Below are 18,772 nucleotides of genomic sequence, written 5' to 3'. Positions count from 1 at the left end.
TAATCACACAGCCCTTGAGGGTCATTGATTAAAGGTTTTTCTATGCTGCGTACGTTGATTATTGGCATTATCGTCGGAATTATGACACTCCCTGTGTTTGCCCGTGTCATTGAGGTGGAAGGTAGTGCTCGCATTGTGGGAGGAGATACTCAGGCAGCTCGGGATCAGGCGATTGAGAACGCACTCCAGCAAGCGTTGATGATGACCGGAAGTACGATTCGTTCGAATCAACTGGTTGTTAACGGTGTCATACAAAACCAAGAAACTGAACTCGCGGCTTCCGGAGAGCTTGAACGAGTTGAAGTCTTGCGTGAAGAAACCCGAGATGGTCGCGTATTCGTGCTCGTTCAAACCGAGATTTGGTCTAATCAGGACAGTTGTGCTGGTCAACGCTACAAAGCCGGTGTCACTATTGCCCCATTCGAATTTTCGAATCGTGAACATGCTGCGTACGGACAGGTGTGGGACTTGGGTGAAGTGGCGGCTCAGCATCTTGCACGGGATATCGCTCGACAAAGCGAGCAACTTTTTGTCACTCATACATTAAAACGTCATGCCGGACTTCAGGCAGCACTGGATGGACTTAACTTAAATGAAGTCGGTCGTATCGGACGCCAGATTGGGTACGCCAATGACAGTCAATTTGTCATTTTAGGTATTTTTGACGACCTTTCGGTGACCGAAAACAACGCATTCTTGGGCGTATTCGATCAGCAACCAACACGGCATTTTTCTCTCACCCTGTATTTGCTCGACGCAATGAGTGGCGAACTCATTACTCGCGCACGCGTCGAGGATGCTGAACCTTGGACGTTCTCGCGTAATGCTCAGGTTGATGTCGCGACTAATACGTTTTGGAACGCACCATTTGGTGTCTCACTTGCCTCATCCTTAGAAGAGCTGGCGACAGGGATACAGATGCAAGTGCAGTGTAAACCCACGCGTGGTCGAGTTGTTTGGCATGACCGGCAAAAGATCCAGGTCAACCTGGGCTCATCGCATGGGGTGAAGGTCGGTGACACATTAAAGGTGGTTCATCCTAGCAACTATGTCGACGCGCAGGGGCATTTTCGTCAGCGCTGGCAGGTCAGTCGTTTTACCGTTACGGTTGAACAGGTGCAGCCTGATAGTGCAGTCGCCTCTCTCGACAATACAGATGTATTAACCAATGTGCAGATTAACGATTGGGTGATCCCCGCCGTGTCGAAAAACACGAGTTCGAGATAGTGGTTGGCTGGAAAGCTTAATCTGAGTCTGGCATACTTTGCCAGCTCACTCGGTTGTCCCCGTAGCTCAGCAGGATAGAGCAGCCGCCTCCTAAGCGGCAGGTCGCAGGTTCGACTCCTGCCGGGGACGCCAGGTTTACTGAATTATTGATGACGCTTTGTTAAAAACTCAATGAGCGGCTCAAACCGCAGCGGTGTTGCTTCAAGATAACCTTGCATAATGTCTGCCTGAAGTTTTTTGACCTCTGCCTTTTCCGATAGTGTTTCCACGCCTTCAGCAACAATCTTAAGCCCTAGCTCATGAGACATACTGGTGATACCTCTCACTATCGCTTGATTTGCTTTATGGGTATCAATATCACGGATAAAACTACGGTCGAGCTTGACGTCCGAAATAGGCATTTGCGTGAGGTATCTCAAGTTTGAGAAGCCTGTACCAAAATCATCCAGCGCGATCGCGATTCCTTTATCGGCTAATTTGTCGAGCGTCGCGACAGCCGTTTGCGCGTTTCGTAACATCATTGACTCGGTGATTTCTAACTTAATATCACTGGGCTTGATGTTTGTCTCCAACATGACGCGCTCAAGTTGTTCGATGAAGTCCGAACGTGAAATATGAACCGTTGAGACATTCACCGATACACGCGCTCCTTCAGCTAAGTAAGGCTTTATTTTGTGCCAATCACTAAAAGCCTGGCGCATGATCCAATAACTGAGCGGGATAATTTGGCCAGAACTCTCGAGGATGGGGATAAACTCGGCGGGCGATAAGCCGTCAATATCGGGATGGCGCCAGCGTACTAGTGCCTCGATGCCACAGACCGTCTCTGCTTCAAGGCAAATTTGAGGTTGATAGACCAAATGAAATTGTTGCTTATCGAGACCTTTTTGCACGGTGTTGCGAATTAATAGTGCTCGGTTCACCTCATCATTGAGCGCTTTATCGAACCACTGGAAGGTGTTTCTGCCGGCGCGCTTAGCTTCAAACATGGCAATGTCGGCCTGCTGAATCATGATTTCTGCGCGTGCCGTGCGATCTTGACAATAGGTCAATCCAGCACTTGCGGTAATGTAGAGATCAGTACTGTCAATTTTGTACGGTCGGGCAAGGTCATCGAGGATACGCTGTGTCACCGTTGCTGCATCTTGGCGCGCTTCTAAACCGGTAAGAATAATGAGAAACTCATCACCGCTTAATCGCGTTAACGTATCGGAGTTACGCAACTGATTCCGAATCCGCCCTGCCACGACTTGTAATAGCTTATCGCCCATTTCGTGACCTAAGCTATCGTTGATCGCTTTGAATCCATCTAAATCAATAAATACAACCGCGGTCAGTGTTTTTTCACAGGCGTCTGATGAGCAGTGCCGCTGAAGACGTTTTATAAACTGATTACGGTTGGGTAATCCGGTTAATGGGTCATGCTGTGCCAAAAACGGCAAATGCTCAGTACCGCTTAACTTCATATTAAACGGGTGCAAATAAATCAAGAAGTGTTGCTCACCGTTATCGACCACGGCAATGGCGCAATAATAAATAGGCTGTCCGCTTATTTCATTGGGCTGAAAGGAGCTTGAAAAAAACTGTTTATCATCATTTGGGAGGTGCACCCCAAGCTGCCTACCAATATCGACTTTATTTGCCAGTAGATCTTGAGCACCTTGGTTTGCGAACGTGACAATACGGTCGCTGTCGACAATGACGATGGCGATGCGACTATTATCAAAAATCTCATAACGCTCACACGTTTGGTGCATAAACTATTCCTTTAGCTCATTTTTTACACATAATTAAAAAGAGACTCACGACTATTTGCTTAATGTTTCTTAATTAATAGTAGCACTGTTTGTAATAGGCAACGCTAGTCTTAATATCATACTCATACGTTGTTTTTTTACTTAGAGTATCGTGTGTTTTAAACCTTCCTTGTTTTGCTATGAGTATCATGTTTATGAAAGCTTACGCAAGCGTTGCTAATTTTTGTAAAATGGGAGCTTTATTAACTCGATATAAGGTGTGTTCTGTTTTTCGTTGCGATACGCTTGTAAGCCAATATCGACGTGATCAGACCCCGCGCTCGCTCGATCGGTGTAACTACCAAATAGCCAGTCCCACCAGACTACACTGAAGCCATAATTACTATTCGTCTCGCGTTTAAGACTACTGTGATGAATACGGTGTAATTCTTGAGTAATAAGAATTTTACGTACAATCGATTCGAGCTTTGGAGGTAGCTGCACATTACCATGATTAAACAACGAGCAAGCGTTTAAAGTTATTTCGAATATCAGTACAGCACTCGCCGGTATACCCAGTAAGGTGATCGTGGCGGCTTTAATGGCCAAGCTGAGCAACATCTCAATCGGGTGAAAGCGCACCCCAGTAGTCACGTCAAAGTCTGGATCTGCGTGATGTACCCGATGCAAACGCCATAGCCATGGTATACGGTGGAACGCTCGATGTTGCCAATACAGTACAACATCCAGTGCAATTAGACCCAAAGCAATGGCGAGCCACAATGGTCGCTCAAATTGATTAAACACGCCCCAGTTGTTTTCAGTGACCCATAAAGCAATCCCTGTTAAGCCAACTGGAGCAACTAAGCGCATGAGCACGCTGGACGTGAGGATCAGAGCAAGATGACTGCGCCAACGATGCCAGCGACTCACTCGCGCTACACGTTTAGGCTGTCTTGCTTCCCATAAAAGCATGAGTGCCAGTACAGCGAGAAAAATGCTTAATCGAATCCATGTTTCCATCGTTTTACTCGTATGCCTTGAGCGTTTTAAAGCCGGCCCAAATACGTGTTGTCGTCGTCACCCAACACACCCCGCCAAACAACCAAGCGATAATGCCAAAGTGCTGCGGCAGTAAACACAACACAATAAAAACTGCGAAGGTTTCAAAACCTTCGGCAAGTCCGCCCATGTAATACATCGACTTGTTCGGATAATGCGGGTTGTCCACCCCCCGTTTAGACGCCTGCACGGCAAAGGCTAAAAAGCTGGTGCCAGTGCCAACGAAAGACAACATTAAGAAGAGTCCAGGTAACAGGTGCTCGTGTGGACTATTTAAAATAAACCCGACCACCACCGCTTGATAGAAAATAAAGTCCAAGACGATATCTAAAAAACCACCCGCATCGGTTGCTTCAGTACACCGAGCAACGGCACCATCAAGCCCATCTGCAATACGATTAAATAAAATAGCGATAAGCCCCAGCTCAAACGCACCCACGGCGAGTAGTGGCAGTGCCAACATACCTATAATAAACCCTATTAGGGTCACTTGATTCGCCGTTATAGAACGCGCAGCGATCCATTGTCCGGGCTTATTGAGCAACCGATGCAATGGCGGAATCAAGTAGCGATCAATCATAGTAGTAATCTTCTAAGTTGACGATGTTGCCGGGGGCATCCTGTACGTCATGCGTCACCAAGATGGCAGGCATGCTGGCTGCTGTCAGCGTTGTCCAAGTAAAATCGCGTATGGTCTTTCTTAGTTTTACGTCGAGCGCTGAAAAGGGTTCATCAAGCAGTATACTCTTGGGTGCCGATGCAAGACTGCGTAACAAGGCAATGCGGGCTGCTTGACCACCACTGAGCTCCGTTGGGTAGGCCGTGGCGTAGTCCGCGAGTGCAACCGAATCGAGCTCTTGTTTTACCCAGTCGTGCCGCGCTGCATCATCACCCTGCTTAGCAGCGAGTGCAAACAATAGATTTTGCTCGACGGTCATGTGCGGAAATAAATCCACTTGCTGTGTCACTAACCCTATCTGTCGGCGTTCAATGGGTAACGCTCCTACATCCTCGCCGTTGAGCTTGATCTGACCTTCAATCGTGATGTCAGGTTGCGGTACACCCAGTATCCACTGTAATAAACTTGATTTACCAATACCGCTGGCACCTGTCAGCGTCAGTACTTCACCGGCTGATACAGTCAGCGATGGAATCACTAACTGATGATATTTAAACACCATAGTGAGATGATTAATTTCGAGCACGTGTCCCCCATAAAGCCAACATGAATACGATCCAAACACTCGCCCATTGTGCCAGGGCATAGACACTACCGAGTCGCCAATCCCCGCCCGACGCAATGCTGACAGCCTCAGTCGTCAATGTAGGATGGGTCACCGGTGCCAGCCATTGAGTTGGTAAATACTGAGCTACACTGATCGAAAATGCCATCGCCCAAGCTAAAGCTAATGGTCGCTTTAACATGGGAACTAATATTTTAAACCATGCCGCCCAAGGACCATAACCCAGACTGCGCGCCTGCCAGAGCCACCGTCTAGGATACGCATGGTAAGCCCCGTGCAATGTTAAGTACGCATAAGGAAAACAAAACACAGTATGAGACCATAACAACCCAATCAACCCGCTATCGGGCCCAATGGTCTGTTGCCAGCCCAAAACCAAAACTAATTGCGGCACCATCAGCATTGCCAGCCAGCCAACGTGCAGTTGATGTTGCTGACGTTGCGCCTGCACTTCCAATAGTGCGACGGCTGACAACCAAGCTAGCGTGGCACTTAGTACGGCGAGTATCCAAGTGTTGTAAAGCAAAGGTGCGATATAGGGCCATTCGGCGAGCCAACGTGACCATTGCCAACCCTGCGGCCACAAGGACGGATAAAACCACGACTGCTGAACTGACTGCAGTAATAAACTTATAAAAATAATGACTGCCAATCCCGCCCAAAACCAAGGTAGACCCGCACGTTTACCTGTGGTTTGAGCGACGGGTGTCCGCTTTCCGCTTGCAGCAAGGGAGCTAAGCCAACGCTGCAGTACCCATTCGACGACACGTAGCACGACTAAGGTGACTATAGCCACAAGCACCAAAAGCAACGAACCCCAATGGACTAATCCTTGCGTATTGCTATTAAACTGCCAGTTAAGCTCAAACACTGCCTGTGCCAAAAGTGCGGGCGCGTTAGGCCCAACGAGCAATGGAATGTCGACCACAGACACGGTGTAAATGGCAATGATGTAAAGCGGCAAACGGATTCGTCTAAGTAAAGCGGGTACGACTATCAACCACCAAAACCTGCGGCGACTGTAACCTAACGCCTGTGCTTGCTGTTGCCAGCGTAGAACGGGCATTTGTTGAACATTCGCCTGCGCCATTAGTATTAAAAATGGTAGTTCTTTGAGCACTAACGCCACCATCAGGGTAAAGGCGCTTTTGCTACTGAGCCAACTGGACTGTAAGGGCCCTTGCCACATGGGTAATAACGCGTCGACGATACGCACTAACCAACCCGACGGACTCACTAGCCATAATAGACCAATGGCGAACGCAACATGGGGGACGGCAATAAAACTCGTCCAAGTCGCACTGAGGCGCTTACCCCGAGCCAAGCCAAGGGCACCAAAAAGTACTATCAGGCTGGTTATCAACGTCACCGCGAATGTCAGCCAGGCACTACCGCTCAACGCCCTGAATGCATCGCTCAACGCCCCTTCAAAAGACGCCGTTGTGCTTTGCCAGAGCACAACGCCCAACGGCAGTATTAACCACAGCAATGCTATTGCTACGCGCACCATACGACTTATCATTAGCGCGGATATCGTTGTTGCCACTGTTGCTCTAAATAGGCTTGCCAACTGACATGAAACTCCGCCGCGACTGGCAACATCGCCGGCGTATCGGGTAGCGCTATATCCAATACTGTCGGGTCACCCCAGCCCGATAAGTCAGCTTTTTTGCGTTGTGCGGCCTCTGATAGGAAAAAGGTAATCACCTGCTTCGCGGCCTGGGGATGACCACTGCTCTTTGGAATCGCTAAATAATGACTATTGGTGATAGCCGCGTCGCCTAAGGTGATGCGTTTGGTGCCCGCCGGCACTCGTCCCTGATTGACGAGTGTTTTAACCTCATTCGGATTAAACGACGGCGCGACATCAAGTTGCTTGTTAGCGAACCAATTTAGTTGTTGTGCCGCACTCGACGGGTAATTCTCGCCGCCTTGCCATAATAACGGCTGTAACTCGTCTAAGTAGGTCCACAAAGGTGCTGTCAGTTTTTCGGCGTCGACCGCATCGACAGGCTTGAGAAATGCTTCATCTTGCTCAGAAAGCGACAGCAATAATGATTTTAAAAACGTGGTGCCATGAAACTCCGGCGGTTTAGGATACGTAATACGACCGGGATGTTCAGCAGCATACTCCAGTAATTCCGCGGCACTGATGTGATCACCGGCAACGCATGTGTTACAGGTCAAGAGATAGAACTGTCCGACGCCCCACGGTACCTCGAGGTCGGCGACCGGTTCACCAAAGTCGCTTTGCCAACTCAGTTGATCATTCAATCTCTCTTTAATATTCAGCTCGGTGAGTATCGGCATCAGGCGATCAGCCTGTTTCAACGCATGAAAGTTCTCGCCATTAATCCATATTAAATCGGCGTTGCTCTGACCATCAACCAGTTGCTTAACCACCTCAGCGATATCAGCCACCTTCACGTGTTGTAACTGAATACCTTGCGGTCGCAGTTCCTTGGCGGCCCAGCGAATGTAATCATTAACGGCGGGATTACCGCCCCACGCATAAAAATAAACGGGCTTCGGCTTACCTTGTGCCGAACTGTTTGTCGGAAAGCCCATTATTGATATCGCGGTCAGTAGTAGAAACACATATTTCATGAACGTAACCATCGGTGTAGTTTCTCAACCCACTGTAACAGTTTTTCGGGCGCATGCGCGCGCTTCCACTCGCCCGCTGCATACTTGTTAGCCTCAGCCAACGTGGGGTAACTATGAATGGTTCCAAGAATTTTATTCAGTCCGATACCATGCTTCATTGCTAAGACAAACTCGGCCAGTAACTCCCCTGCCTGGGGACCGACAATATTAACCCCTAAGATCGTGTCTTTACCCGGCTCAGTCAGCACTTTTACACGTCCGTTGGCATTGCCATCGGCTATCGCGCGATCCAGCTCGGCAATGTCATAGCACGTGGTTTCATAATCAACCTGCTGTGCCTTTGCTTGCTGTTCTGTCAAACCCACGTTGGCGACTTGCGGTGAGGTATAGGTGACCCAGGGGATCACCGAGTAATCAACACGAAAGCGCTTGAAACGGCCAAACAACGCATTCACCGTGGCATACCACGCTTGGTGTGAAGCAACGTGAGTAAACTGATATGGGCCGACAACATCACCACAGGCATAAATATTCGGCAGGCTGGTTTGCATAAACTCATCGACCTGTATGGTTTTACCCTGCTCAATGCCCAGTTCTTTTAAGCCAAAGCCTTCCAGATTCGCCTGTCTGCCAAGCGCCAACAGCACCCGATCGGCATGCAATGACTGCTCTCTTTGCTCACTTTCGACCGTGAGCTCAACGCCCTGCTCGGTTTGGCTAAAGGCTTTCGCCCGGGTGCCCAAATGCAACGTAACGCCATCATCTTGAAGCGCGCGTGCAACATAAGTCGACGTATCCGGGTCTTCGTTAGTCAATAACCGCTCACTCATCTCGACCAGATGTACCTCACTGCCCAGTCTTTGAAAGGCTTGTGCCATTTCGCAACCAATCGGTCCACCGCCTAAAATCAATAAGCGTTTAGGTAACTCGCGGAGCTGCCACAGGTTATCCGATGTCAGGTAATCAACGTTGTTGATGCCCGGTAAGTTCGGCACGAGCGGCCGCGCGCCCGTCGCCACTACGATATGTTTGGTAGTTAAGCGACGCGACTCGCCGTCTTGCTTGAGTTCCACTTCCCACGGCGATTTGATGGTCGCTTCACCGAGCTCTACGTTGACACCCAAACCTTGGTAGCGCTCGACCGAATCATGCGGCTCAATACGTTGTATCACTTGCTGTACTCGCGCAAGCACTTGCTGAAAGTCCACAGATACCGAGTCAACTTTAATGCCAAGCTGCTCGCTGTGACGCATGTGATGCACTTGATTAGCCACGTGCAATAACGCTTTTGAAGGCACACATCCGGTATTAAGGCAGTCACCCCCCATTTTGTCGCGTTCGATTAAGGTCACTTTGGCTTTCACTGTTGCCGCTATGTAAGCACTGACTAAGCCCGCTGAGCCTGCACCAATGACGATAAGGTTATTGTCGTAGTGTTGAGGGCGGGTGAAACCTTTAAACGCCCGGCGACGCTTGATAGCTGTAAGTAACCACTTGGCGATCAGAGGGAAGATACCCAATAACACAAACGCGCCAATGAGATCGGCCGAGACCACATCGCCCACTTGTTCAATTTCTGCGAGCTGAGTACCTGCGTTGACATAAACAACGGTACCCAACAACATGCCGACTTGGCTCACCCAATAGAATGTCCATGTTCTAATCTGTGTAAGACCTAAAGCCAGATTAATCACAAAAAACGGAAAAATGGGTACCAGCCGTAAACTCAACAGATAAAAGGCGCCGTCCCGCTTTACGCCGCGATTGATCGCCTCGAGCCGCTGACCAAACTTACTTTGCACCCAGTCCTTTAATAAAAAGCGCGCACTTAAAAAGGCCAGCAAAGCACCGACCGAGCTAGCAAAACTGGCTAGTAGCCCCCCCCAGCCAAGTCCAAAAATGGCACCGGCACCTAAGGTTAGGATCGTGGCACCCGGGATCGATAACGCAGTAACCAAAACATAAGCGACAAAGTAGATAGCAAAAGTCAGTAACGGTTCCGTCTCAAACCAGCCATTAACACGCGTTTGCTGCGCTTTTAGCGTATCAAGATTAAGATACTGCGTAACATCGAACATCACCGCAGCGACAATGGCCGCGATAATCACCAGCGCCAGCAGAATTTTTTTTACAGACACAACAGCTCCTTCTAAAAGCGGTAATCAACAGTCAGCTGCGCGTGGCGCGGAAGTGATGGAGAGGCGAGTGTGGAGCCGAAATAGCCGCCCTCAAACACCGGTGACCAATTTTCTTCATCGGTTGCGTTGAACACATCTAAACGCGCACTCAGTTGAGCAGTCACTTGATAAGTTGCGTTTAAGTTCAACATATACTGATCACGAATGATCACAGTCTGCAGGTAATCAAGCGGATAGCTCTGGGTATAACTCAAATCACCACCCACCGACCACTGAGGCGTTAGCTGCCAACCTGCGACGGCTGAAGCTTGCACTTCAGGAACGCCTTGCAAACGTTGGTTCGAGGCTGCAAAGGCCGCAAAGTTAGGCGCACCCACACCGGTACCATTGATAATGTCCGGTCGTGAATTATCAAACAAGTCCGCGACTTGACGCGTATCTTGAAACGCAGCCGAATTATCATAGTGCGCATCTAAATAGCTGGCAGCCAGTGTCGCCCAAAAGCCGTTTTCATTACGATAGTTCCACTGCGCCTCAACACCCTGTGTGGCAATACCGCTATTAGAACCGTCGCGGTTGCGCAAGCTACGTGTTTGGTCAAATACCACCACATCGGTATACCAACGACTGTTGACCGGCGCAATTTTGATACCAATCTCATACAGTGTATTTTCGGTGGCGAAATTCTGTGAATCAATGACTTGATTCCCATTTAATACCGTACCGCCCGCCATTGAATTCGAAGTCGAATCGCTTTCGTACGCCGATGCGTAAACCATCACCGCCGTTGAAAGTTGATACTGAGACGACAGGCTAACTGCACTCAACCAGTCATTGTAACTGTCCTCTGCTGCTTCAAATCCAGCGGGTGGCAGCGGATCTTTCGCGGTCACATCGTAGTAATCAAGCCGTGCCCCTGCGGTGACTTGCCAACGCTCAGTCAGTGCCAGCTCATGCTGTGCGAACAGACCCCACTGTTGGCTTAACGAGTCGGTGGTATCCGATAAGATATAATCACCCACGCCGTCGCCATCGTTGTCATAGTTAGTGCCTGGTGAAACAAATAGACCGGGACGCAACTCCACTAATTGTGCCTGTTGCGCTGCTGTCAGCGGAATACGCCGATTTGAGATAGGGCCAGTGAGGTCAGTTGGTAAATCGGCTTCCGTACTGAACTGGCTGTAACCCAATACATCATTGACACGTAAATTGATGCCTACAATGGTGTGATCGTTAATGTGCAATTCAGCACGGTTTTCGAATGTATGTGCGCCATCAATAATCTCAACAAAGCTGTTTTGGTTAATCCCCTCACGCTCTAAATACTGATAATACGTGCGGTTTACAAAAATAAGTGCGTCAGACCATTGCTGCTGAAACGTCGAATGAACCAACGTCGTTTTGGCATTATTGATATCCGCTGGATCGGTCAGTACGCGACTGCGATCAATTTCCACCTGGCCCGTCGGGCTGACAACCGCGTAAGCACCTGGCACGGTAGAACCATTAGGCTGTACACCTTGTCCGGTAATATAAAGGTTGTCATCGATGAGCGCTTGGGTGGGCCGGTTGATACCCGCGTTATCGGTCCACTCGACATCATAGTACTCAAGCCCGATATCCCACTCAGTGCGGCTGTTCGGCGTAAAGCGATAGGCGACAAATACGTCATCACTGCGAGTCGAGGTATAATCGTAAAAGCTATCGTGGTCGACAAACTCAGCGCTAACTCGTAACCCATGCTTGTCACGCTTGAGCACTTCATTATGATCGAGTTGCAGACGGTATTGACTCCACTGACCCCATTCACCGCGAACCCGTGAGCGCTCTTTATCTGTCAGTGCCTTTTTCGGCAATAAATTAACAAAGCCACCGACGCGCTGAGTCGTACCCAGCATCACCGGTGGCGCTCCTTTCACTACGGCAATCCCTTCGATACTATTAAACGACATTGGCACACCCAAGCCGTTGTTACCGGCTTGACGCCGCATACCCGCCTCGAATAACTCACCGAGCTGTCCACGCATACTCGGGAGTGAAGGATTGCCAAAACCCGCCGCAGCAAAACTGTTGGGGGCAAACCGAGCGATATCATGCAGATCATTAATCGCCGCTTGATCCATCAGCGAACGCGATATCATGGTGGCAGAGCGCGGGATTTCCTGTAATGCATCGGACAAGCCAAACACCCCTTCGACCGGTTCTTCACTCGGCAATACCAGAGTTTCCCCTTCGCCGGTGACCTCGATAATTTCGATAGGTTCTTGTGCCATTACCGACACCGGAAGCAGTGCCAACCACGCGTACTTCATCGGGAAATCCTTTTTATAGCTGACTTAAGAAAGAGCGTATACGTTCTGCATTTTTACCCACATCACTGCGACCCACGCGTGACTTACTGCGAATGTCGAGCAGTGTTTCGTCATTTTGCGCCTGAATGCGGATCACCACGTCGTCTTTAAAACCAAACCATGTTGTTGTGGCTGTTGCCTCAATCCGATGTTGCTCATCCGACGTATCGATAATTTCCCAGCCCATATTCTTAGCCACCGTCAATGCCTGCTGATAGAGCTCGTCCGGTGATTTAGAAGAAACATAGGTGGTAATGTCGGGATACGCTTCTTTTTGTTGCTTTGCTGTTTCCTCACCCGCGTATTCCACAGGATTAGGCGCGTTAGCACGCAAAGGTGCAATAGCCACAAATTCAGGCGGGTTAACCGTATCCGTTGAGATATCATGAATGGGCGGCACCGAGGTTGCCGTTTGGTACTGCGTATAAGGTAAATAAAACGCAATAAATGCAGCAATAATAGCTAAAACGCTAAGCCCTGCGCGAGCGCCCTTAGGTCGGCGCACGAATAACGCAATAATGTTTAATATGCCCGCACCGATGGCAAGGTACACAGCCCAACGCAACAACGTGAAGGCACCACCTAAAGTGAGCCATTCGAGTTGATAAAGCGGGCCGGACAAGCCGATTAAAATAAGAGAAAGTAACCCAAGAAAAATTAAGATGGAGTGCAACGCTTTCATAGTCTGTCCCGAACAAATTATTGTTTTATAAGATATTAGACTACGAAAGCGTGGTTAAGCCAGATCAACGAATAATAGGTTGTCCTTCAGATGAGTTAAGACGTGCCGCATCAACGCGCGGAATATAAATGCTCCCCGTACTAACAACATGTCGACTGTTAATATCGACCAAGCGAGCGTTTGCTAAGATTCCGTCACGATAATAGCTATACGTACCGACAACAACATGGGTGATGGGCATGATTTCATCGACTTCGAGGTAGTCGCGTGTTAAGGCAAAGTCTCCTTTGGGCGTAACACGAATAAAGTCCGTTGTTTTGTAATCAATAATGGGCACTTCTCGGCTCGCGAGCTCACCACGCAACTGCTCAGACATCGCTTGCGCCAGTATCGATGCTTGCTGATAAGATGACTCTACACCGACAAAGTCCGTGACGCCGACGTGTGTCTGCGATAAATCGATTTGACTGTTTGCTACCAATTGCTGCGCCAACTGCGTACTGTAGCTATTGATGGGCGCGGGTATTGCGCTTTTGCCGTTGTCATCGTAGCGGACTTTTTGCTCCGGCTTAGGTAAAACTGTACAGGCGCTCAAACTCAATGCCGCCGCTATCAAAAGAGGTAATCGCATACTTTTCTCCTACCGACTTCTTTGCAGATGACCATCGATGATCTGGGCACTTTTATTCGGCCAATATAAATGCTTGGGTACATAATGATTAGCAGCCGCCAGCACCGATTGAGAGCGACGATCGAGCACCCGAATGCTGAGCATTACACCATCATCTTCTCGGCTCATGGTCCCCACTAATACCCAGTCTAAGTTGGGATTAAGATTTAACTGCTGTTTATCATTGGTTAGCATCGTCGCCCCCGCAGATGTCAGCGTCACACCATTCTGAGCGCGAAAGTCGATAAGCTTGACATTTCGCTCTGTCAGATGGCTATACAGTGCTTCACTGACTTCATGGCTGACGGAATACAATGCGTTTTCAGACGTCGGTAATTCAAGCGTGTCGGACATCACCCAACGTGTAATCCCTACTTGGGCATGCGCTTGGCGAGGTGATGATTGATTTAACTGTGTTACCAGTTGTTGCGCTAACCGATCAGCGATCTCGTCATACGGACTAATTGAGTGCGCTTTAGCTGGCAGCACCATTAAGCTGAGTAATATAACCAATACACGCATAAGGTATCTCTGAATTAAGAGTGATGTTGTTGTATCGGCTCGAAATCGAAATAATTTAGTTGGTTAGTGCGCTTAACTAATGCCTAGTCGTTTAAATAGACCTTCGCGGTAGGACTGACCGATACGTATCTCGTCATTATTACTTAACACGAGAAGCGTCAGTCTGCCTAATTCGCTCGTGAGTTCTCTCACATGATTTAAATTGACGATAACACTGCGGTGCGCTCGGTGAAAACGATTACCGCAAAGCGTATCTGCCACATTTTTCATAGTATCGCGGTGAAGGAGTCGTTCATCGGGAGTGTGAATTTCAACATAATTGGCGGCCCCTTTAATACAGATAATATCGTCGACAGGAATGAAAACGATTTTACCTACCATCCTTACGGGAAATACGTTATCCATACTACGCCAGCATCCATCAGGCTCAGAAAGGTTTAGAACCTGATGGTATGGCACCCAGTTCAAGATGGGATATTTTGTGACTAACACGACATCATTCAACCTAAACGCATCAAATAACATGATTAATAATGCCGTATTTTGTTCTATCTCTCTGTAAGACAAACATAAAAAAAGCCCTCCGAAGAGGGCTTTTTGATTGCGTTTTTTACACTTAGAAACTAAGTGATGCGCGAAGGTATGCGAAACGACCAATGTTGTCGTAGATTGCAGAGCCTGCGCCAGTACCTGTTGTATAACCTGGTAACTCACGGTTGAAGAAGTTATCGACACCTAAAGTAAGACCTAGGCCATTATCGAACTTGTAACCCGCTGTTACGTCAGTAATGACATAAGTGCCATACTGCATTTCGTTACTTGGGTTAGGGTTCGTCTCAAGACTGGTTGGATCGTACAAGTTTACACGGTCAACGTAACGAGTGGTTGTGCCAAACGTCCAGTTGTCGATGCCGTACTGTACAGACAATTGCATTTGCAAGTCTTGGTCACCCAAAACGCCCGCGTAATCAGTGTAGTTATCAGGCTCGTCAGCAAATGGGTAGTCTTTTGCTTCGATTGTGTACGTACCGATTAAGTTAGTGCGGAACTGACCACCTAACGCATCAAAGTCGTACGCGAACTCGAAGTCAACACCTGAGTTCAATGAACGCGCGATGTTCAGTGCGAAACCACGGATCAATGTAATCTCAGACGTATCTGGGTCACGTGTGATCAGGTTACAGAACTGGTTATCGATAGTCTCAGCATCCACACAACGGTTTAGGATAGTTTGGAAACCAATGCCACTAATCGTGTCATCGATGTCGATTTCCCAATAGTCAACTGTTGCAGAGAAACCTTCCAACCATTCTGGTGAATAAACGAAACCAGCAGTGATTGATTCTGATGTTTCTTCGCTCAAGTCTGGGTTACCACCCACTAATGTCTCAAGTGTTGCTGAGTCATAGTTCGAATCGAAGTCCGCAGGTACACCTAACGCCGCACAGTTAGCTTCACGACGCGCACGGCCGTCTGCTGATAGCTGAGCTAAGTTAGACACTTTACACGGATCGTCAACACCTGCGAATGACTGGCTTTGGCCTGAGAACAATTCATCGATGTTTGGCGCACGGATCGCTTCAGAGTATGTGAAACGTGAACGTAATTCATCGCTGATAGTCCAGTCTAAACCAACTTTCCACGCAGTAGCGCCGCCGATGGTTGAGTAGTCTGCGTAACGCACTGCAGCATCAAAGTTCAGGTGTTGTACCATGAACATGTCACGTAACAATGGAACGCTGATCTCACCAAAGATTTCTGAAACGTCGTATTGACCGTCCGTTTCGCCCAGTGCGTTAAAGAAGGTAGCACCCGTTTTTGCAAAGGGGTCTTCGACCGTTACACTTGATTCATCACGGTACTCAACACCACCCGCAAAACCGATGTGACCGGCTGGCAATTCATACAAGAATGAATTTGAGAAGGTTGCGTTAAATACAGTTTGTTCGATTTCAGAGGTACCGACAGAAGTCGTAGTAACGTAGTCTTGCGACGCTTGGCTTGCCATGCCCAAACCGAATGGGTTGAAAGGCACACAACCATCAGCACGTGCTTCTTCGCTACGACATACGATGTTACCGGTTTCGTCTTCAACCGCGTCCAGTGCCCACTCCATGTTCTGGAGGATTACGTTAGCACCATTGACACGTTCGATGTCTGATTTACCCCACACCAATGAAACGTCATAGCTCCAATCTTGGTTGAGCATACCGTCAAAGCCGATAACTGCGCGTTTTGTTTCACGCGTGTTTTCTTCGATACGACGACCTGCATCATCGTACATACGGTTCAAACCAAGGAAAGGTACGCCAAGCTCATCCATTTGTGATGCCAACGCTTCTGGCAAGAATGGGTTGTCACGTTTGAACAAGTAAGGGTAGTTATCCGCTGCGGCACCCGTTGAGAAGAAGCGGAAGAATGGCTGACCGATATTTTGACCTTCACTCTTAACGTACTTCGCGTTCCAGTACATGTTCACGTCTTGCGTAAACTCATAGTTACCTTTGAGGTTATAGTTTACACGTGAGAATTCTGGCTGTACTTCGCTGTAACGACGTAAGTTGATGTAATCACAGTCTTGACAGTACAATCTAGCCGTATCGTTTACATCGCCGATATAGGTATCGCGATAAGAACCGTCTGGGTTAAATGTACCTAAGATACCGCCGGTGAACGGGTCCCATACAGTACCTTGATTAGAAATCGCATAGTAACCTGCATTAGGCACTACGATGTTGTCTGGGTATGCTGGATCGTCGAGTTGATCTTCGGTACGCGGGCCGTACAGCGCTTCATAACGCATGCTAGCCGTTGACGTTGCAGTCCACGGGTTATCCAACGCATTTAATGAGTCTTGTGCGTTGTATTCTGCTGATACCGCGATGTTACCTTTACCACCGGCAAATGCAGTACCGTATGAGAAAGTATACTTCTCGTTTGAATAGTCGCTGTTTTCAGCGTAACCTCGAGTGGCGGTAACGTCTAAGCCTTCGACGTTCTTCTTAAGGATAAAGTTGACAACACCTGTTACAGCGTCGGCACCGTATACCGCAGACGCGCCGCCGGTGATGATCTCAACGCGATCAATCCAAGCACTTGGAATGGTGTTGGTATCAACCGAGCTAGAACCTGGCGCTGAAGCCACGTGACGTTTACCGTTGACCAATACCAACGTACGGTCAGTACCCATGTTACGTAGGTTCAGTGTACTGATACCTGCCGTACCGATGAAACGGCCTGAGTTAGCCAATGTGAATGTTGTTGCCAATGCAGGTAAGCGACTCAGTACTTCACCGATGTTCATTGCACCGGTTTCAACGAGATCGTCACCGCTGATTACGGTAACAGGACTAGGTGCTTCGGCACCAATACGGCCGATACGCGAACCAGTAACCTGAATACGTTCTTCAACTTGTGCGTTTTCGCTTTGTACAACTTCCTGCCCAGAAGCAGAAACGACCACGTCTTGATCGTCTTGCTGAGCATCTTGTGCTAAAGCAGGTGCTGCGATAAACGCAGAGCTAACACCCGCCATCAAAATCGTTCTGATAGAACGCGCCAATAATGACTGTTCGTTCATGTTCAGTCTCCCCGAAAATTATTATTATGACGATTCTCTACAACTTGTTAATAGAATCGTTATTCAACGCAGTCCTTTACAAGACTGCGCTCAGGAAGAAGAAAAACACATTTTTTCAACAAAGGCAACTTTTTTATAACACTTTTAACAGTTTCTGATCATTACTTGATCGCCTGTAAACAGAAGCCGACTTCACCCGTTTCTGGAAACTCGACGTCTTGTACCATAACTCGTTTGAAGCCTGCCTTTTCAGCCGCTTGAGCGAGGTGATCAGCTGATTTCACTTGCTCTACTGCCTGTATCATGTCGTCCATTTGGGCATAATGAAATTTCATGTTATTGAGAAAATCATTGTATACCTGCCGAGCCTCTAGTTTCTTACCATTTGAAGCAGCTTGTAAAATATGCCGTACAGCCGGAACAAAATTACTACGCTTAAATGTTGGGTTATTACGATGCGTATGAGCCAGTTGATCGAGCTTACGCTGCGACAACGCTGCTTGCTTGCCTAACGGCTTTCCACGCGCTTCAAGGATAGAGGTATACAAGTTATATACATGTTTCTCTAAGTGGCGAATCAGTGACGGCATTAATTCATACATTGCTTTATTATTGCGCACTAATGTTGAGTTACTTGAATGCACGAGAGCAACAAGCGCACCATCCTTCTTGAGTTGCGTATGCAAATGCGCCAACCCCTCGATTAATGGGCCGTACTCTAAGCCGTAGTGCGAGACCACCGTGCCCAATTTTTTGTTGCCGGTTAATTTAAAGCTTTGATATGGCGTTAGTTCACGAACATCCAGCTCGGGGTTAGTAGGTCTCAATGCCGCGCTATCCACGCCTATTAATTGCCACTTTGATTTGTTCTTTTCATTTTTATATTCGTTCAGCCAGCCAATTAGAATGCCATTCCCGCACCCAATATCGACAATCGGTGACTTCGCTTCAAA

15 protein-coding genes and 1 tRNA gene are annotated in these 18,772 nt (G+C 48.3%); 2 read left to right on the top strand and 14 right to left on the bottom strand.

The window, feature by feature from the left end; translation table 11 throughout:
* Positions 1-42 precede the first annotated feature (42 nt).
* A complete protein-coding gene (locus OS145_RS03770) occupies positions 43-1,227 on the top strand; it encodes a flagella assembly protein FlgT (protein ID WP_006954842.1) in 1,185 nt (394 codons plus the stop codon).
* Between the two features lie 55 nt (positions 1,228-1,282).
* Positions 1,283-1,359: transfer RNA gene (locus tag OS145_RS03765), tRNA-Arg, on the top strand.
* 11 nt (positions 1,360-1,370) lie between these two features.
* Here OS145_RS03765 and OS145_RS03760 read toward each other — a convergent pair.
* From OS145_RS03760 to OS145_RS03695, 14 genes are all read right to left on the bottom strand, one after another.
* Complete coding sequence (locus OS145_RS03760) at positions 1,371-2,984, bottom strand: EAL domain-containing protein (protein WP_006954841.1); 1,614 nt, start codon at positions 2,982-2,984, stop codon at positions 1,371-1,373.
* 216 nt (positions 2,985-3,200) lie between these two features.
* Positions 3,201-3,986 (bottom strand): sterol desaturase family protein, encoded by a 786-nt coding sequence (locus tag OS145_RS03755; protein ID WP_006954840.1) that lies wholly within the window; start codon positions 3,984-3,986, stop codon positions 3,201-3,203.
* A gap of 4 nt (positions 3,987-3,990) precedes the next feature.
* On the bottom strand, positions 3,991-4,605 hold the full coding sequence (locus OS145_RS03750) for a CDP-alcohol phosphatidyltransferase family protein (protein WP_006954839.1): 615 nt from the start codon (positions 4,603-4,605) through the stop codon (positions 3,991-3,993).
* Positions 4,598-5,230 (bottom strand): ABC transporter ATP-binding protein, encoded by a 633-nt coding sequence (locus OS145_RS03745; RefSeq protein ID WP_006954838.1) that lies wholly within the window; start codon positions 5,228-5,230, stop codon positions 4,598-4,600. The genes OS145_RS03750 and OS145_RS03745 overlap by 8 nt, the downstream gene beginning before the upstream one ends.
* Entirely contained in the window at positions 5,217-6,791 is a 1,575-nt protein-coding gene (locus OS145_RS03740) for an ABC transporter permease family protein (RefSeq protein WP_006954837.1), read from the bottom strand. The genes OS145_RS03745 and OS145_RS03740 overlap by 14 nt, the downstream gene beginning before the upstream one ends.
* Entirely contained in the window at positions 6,791-7,876 is a 1,086-nt protein-coding gene (locus tag OS145_RS03735; protein ID WP_006954836.1) for an ABC transporter substrate-binding protein, read from the bottom strand. The genes OS145_RS03740 and OS145_RS03735 overlap by 1 nt, the downstream gene beginning before the upstream one ends.
* Positions 7,873-10,014: a dihydrolipoyl dehydrogenase gene (gene lpdA, locus OS145_RS03730; protein WP_006954835.1), complete on the bottom strand. Its 2,142-nt coding sequence runs from the start codon at positions 10,012-10,014 to the stop codon at positions 7,873-7,875. Before lpdA ends, OS145_RS03735 begins: the two co-directional genes overlap by 4 nt.
* Positions 10,015-10,025: 11 nt before the next feature.
* On the bottom strand, positions 10,026-12,326 hold the full coding sequence (locus OS145_RS03725) for a TonB-dependent receptor (RefSeq protein WP_006954834.1): 2,301 nt from the start codon (positions 12,324-12,326) through the stop codon (positions 10,026-10,028).
* Between the two features lie 13 nt (positions 12,327-12,339).
* A complete protein-coding gene (locus OS145_RS03720; RefSeq protein WP_006954833.1) occupies positions 12,340-13,047 on the bottom strand; it encodes a DUF1499 domain-containing protein in 708 nt (235 codons plus the stop codon).
* 64 nt (positions 13,048-13,111) lie between these two features.
* A complete protein-coding gene (locus OS145_RS03715; RefSeq protein ID WP_006954826.1) occupies positions 13,112-13,678 on the bottom strand; it encodes a FlgO family outer membrane protein in 567 nt (188 codons plus the stop codon).
* Between the two features lie 9 nt (positions 13,679-13,687).
* Positions 13,688-14,239, bottom strand: coding sequence for a FlgO family outer membrane protein (locus tag OS145_RS03710; RefSeq protein WP_006954825.1), 552 nt, complete (start codon positions 14,237-14,239; stop codon positions 13,688-13,690).
* A gap of 72 nt (positions 14,240-14,311) precedes the next feature.
* Positions 14,312-14,644, bottom strand: a complete 333-nt coding sequence (locus tag OS145_RS03705; protein WP_165477441.1) for a LytR/AlgR family response regulator transcription factor — start codon at positions 14,642-14,644, stop codon at positions 14,312-14,314.
* 211 nt (positions 14,645-14,855) lie between these two features.
* Positions 14,856-17,819 (bottom strand): TonB-dependent receptor plug domain-containing protein, encoded by a 2,964-nt coding sequence (locus OS145_RS03700; RefSeq protein ID WP_006954823.1) that lies wholly within the window; start codon positions 17,817-17,819, stop codon positions 14,856-14,858.
* A 161-nt stretch (positions 17,820-17,980) separates the two neighbouring features.
* Positions 17,981-18,772, bottom strand: a 792-nt coding sequence (locus OS145_RS03695) for a class I SAM-dependent methyltransferase (protein WP_006954822.1), incomplete at its 5' end; no start/stop codon positions are given.

The organism is Idiomarina baltica OS145 (assembly GCF_000152885.1).
In the GTDB taxonomy this organism is placed as follows: domain Bacteria; phylum Pseudomonadota; class Gammaproteobacteria; order Enterobacterales; family Alteromonadaceae; genus Idiomarina; species Idiomarina baltica.
This window is presented reverse-complemented; position numbering and strand designations above follow the sequence as displayed.

Coding starts and splice junctions, on each gene's coding strand:
- OS145_RS03705 (WP_165477441.1), bottom strand. CDS start 14,644: ATGGATAACGTATTTCCCGTAAGGATGGTAGGTAAAATCGTTTTCATT.
- OS145_RS03770 (WP_006954842.1), top strand. CDS start 43: ATGCTGCGTACGTTGATTATTGGCATTATCGTCGGAATTATGACACTC.
- OS145_RS03735 (WP_006954836.1), bottom strand. CDS start 7,876: ATGAAATATGTGTTTCTACTACTGACCGCGATATCAATAATGGGCTTT.
- OS145_RS03715 (WP_006954826.1), bottom strand. CDS start 13,678: ATGCGATTACCTCTTTTGATAGCGGCGGCATTGAGTTTGAGCGCCTGT.
- OS145_RS03725 (WP_006954834.1), bottom strand. CDS start 12,326: ATGAAGTACGCGTGGTTGGCACTGCTTCCGGTGTCGGTAATGGCACAA.
- OS145_RS03720 (WP_006954833.1), bottom strand. CDS start 13,047: ATGAAAGCGTTGCACTCCATCTTAATTTTTCTTGGGTTACTTTCTCTT.
- OS145_RS03740 (WP_006954837.1), bottom strand. CDS start 6,791: ATGATAAGTCGTATGGTGCGCGTAGCAATAGCATTGCTGTGGTTAATA.
- OS145_RS03700 (WP_006954823.1), bottom strand. CDS start 17,819: ATGAACGAACAGTCATTATTGGCGCGTTCTATCAGAACGATTTTGATG.
- OS145_RS03710 (WP_006954825.1), bottom strand. CDS start 14,239: ATGCGTGTATTGGTTATATTACTCAGCTTAATGGTGCTGCCAGCTAAA.
- OS145_RS03760 (WP_006954841.1), bottom strand. CDS start 2,984: ATGCACCAAACGTGTGAGCGTTATGAGATTTTTGATAATAGTCGCATC.
- OS145_RS03755 (WP_006954840.1), bottom strand. CDS start 3,986: ATGGAAACATGGATTCGATTAAGCATTTTTCTCGCTGTACTGGCACTC.
- OS145_RS03750 (WP_006954839.1), bottom strand. CDS start 4,605: ATGATTGATCGCTACTTGATTCCGCCATTGCATCGGTTGCTCAATAAG.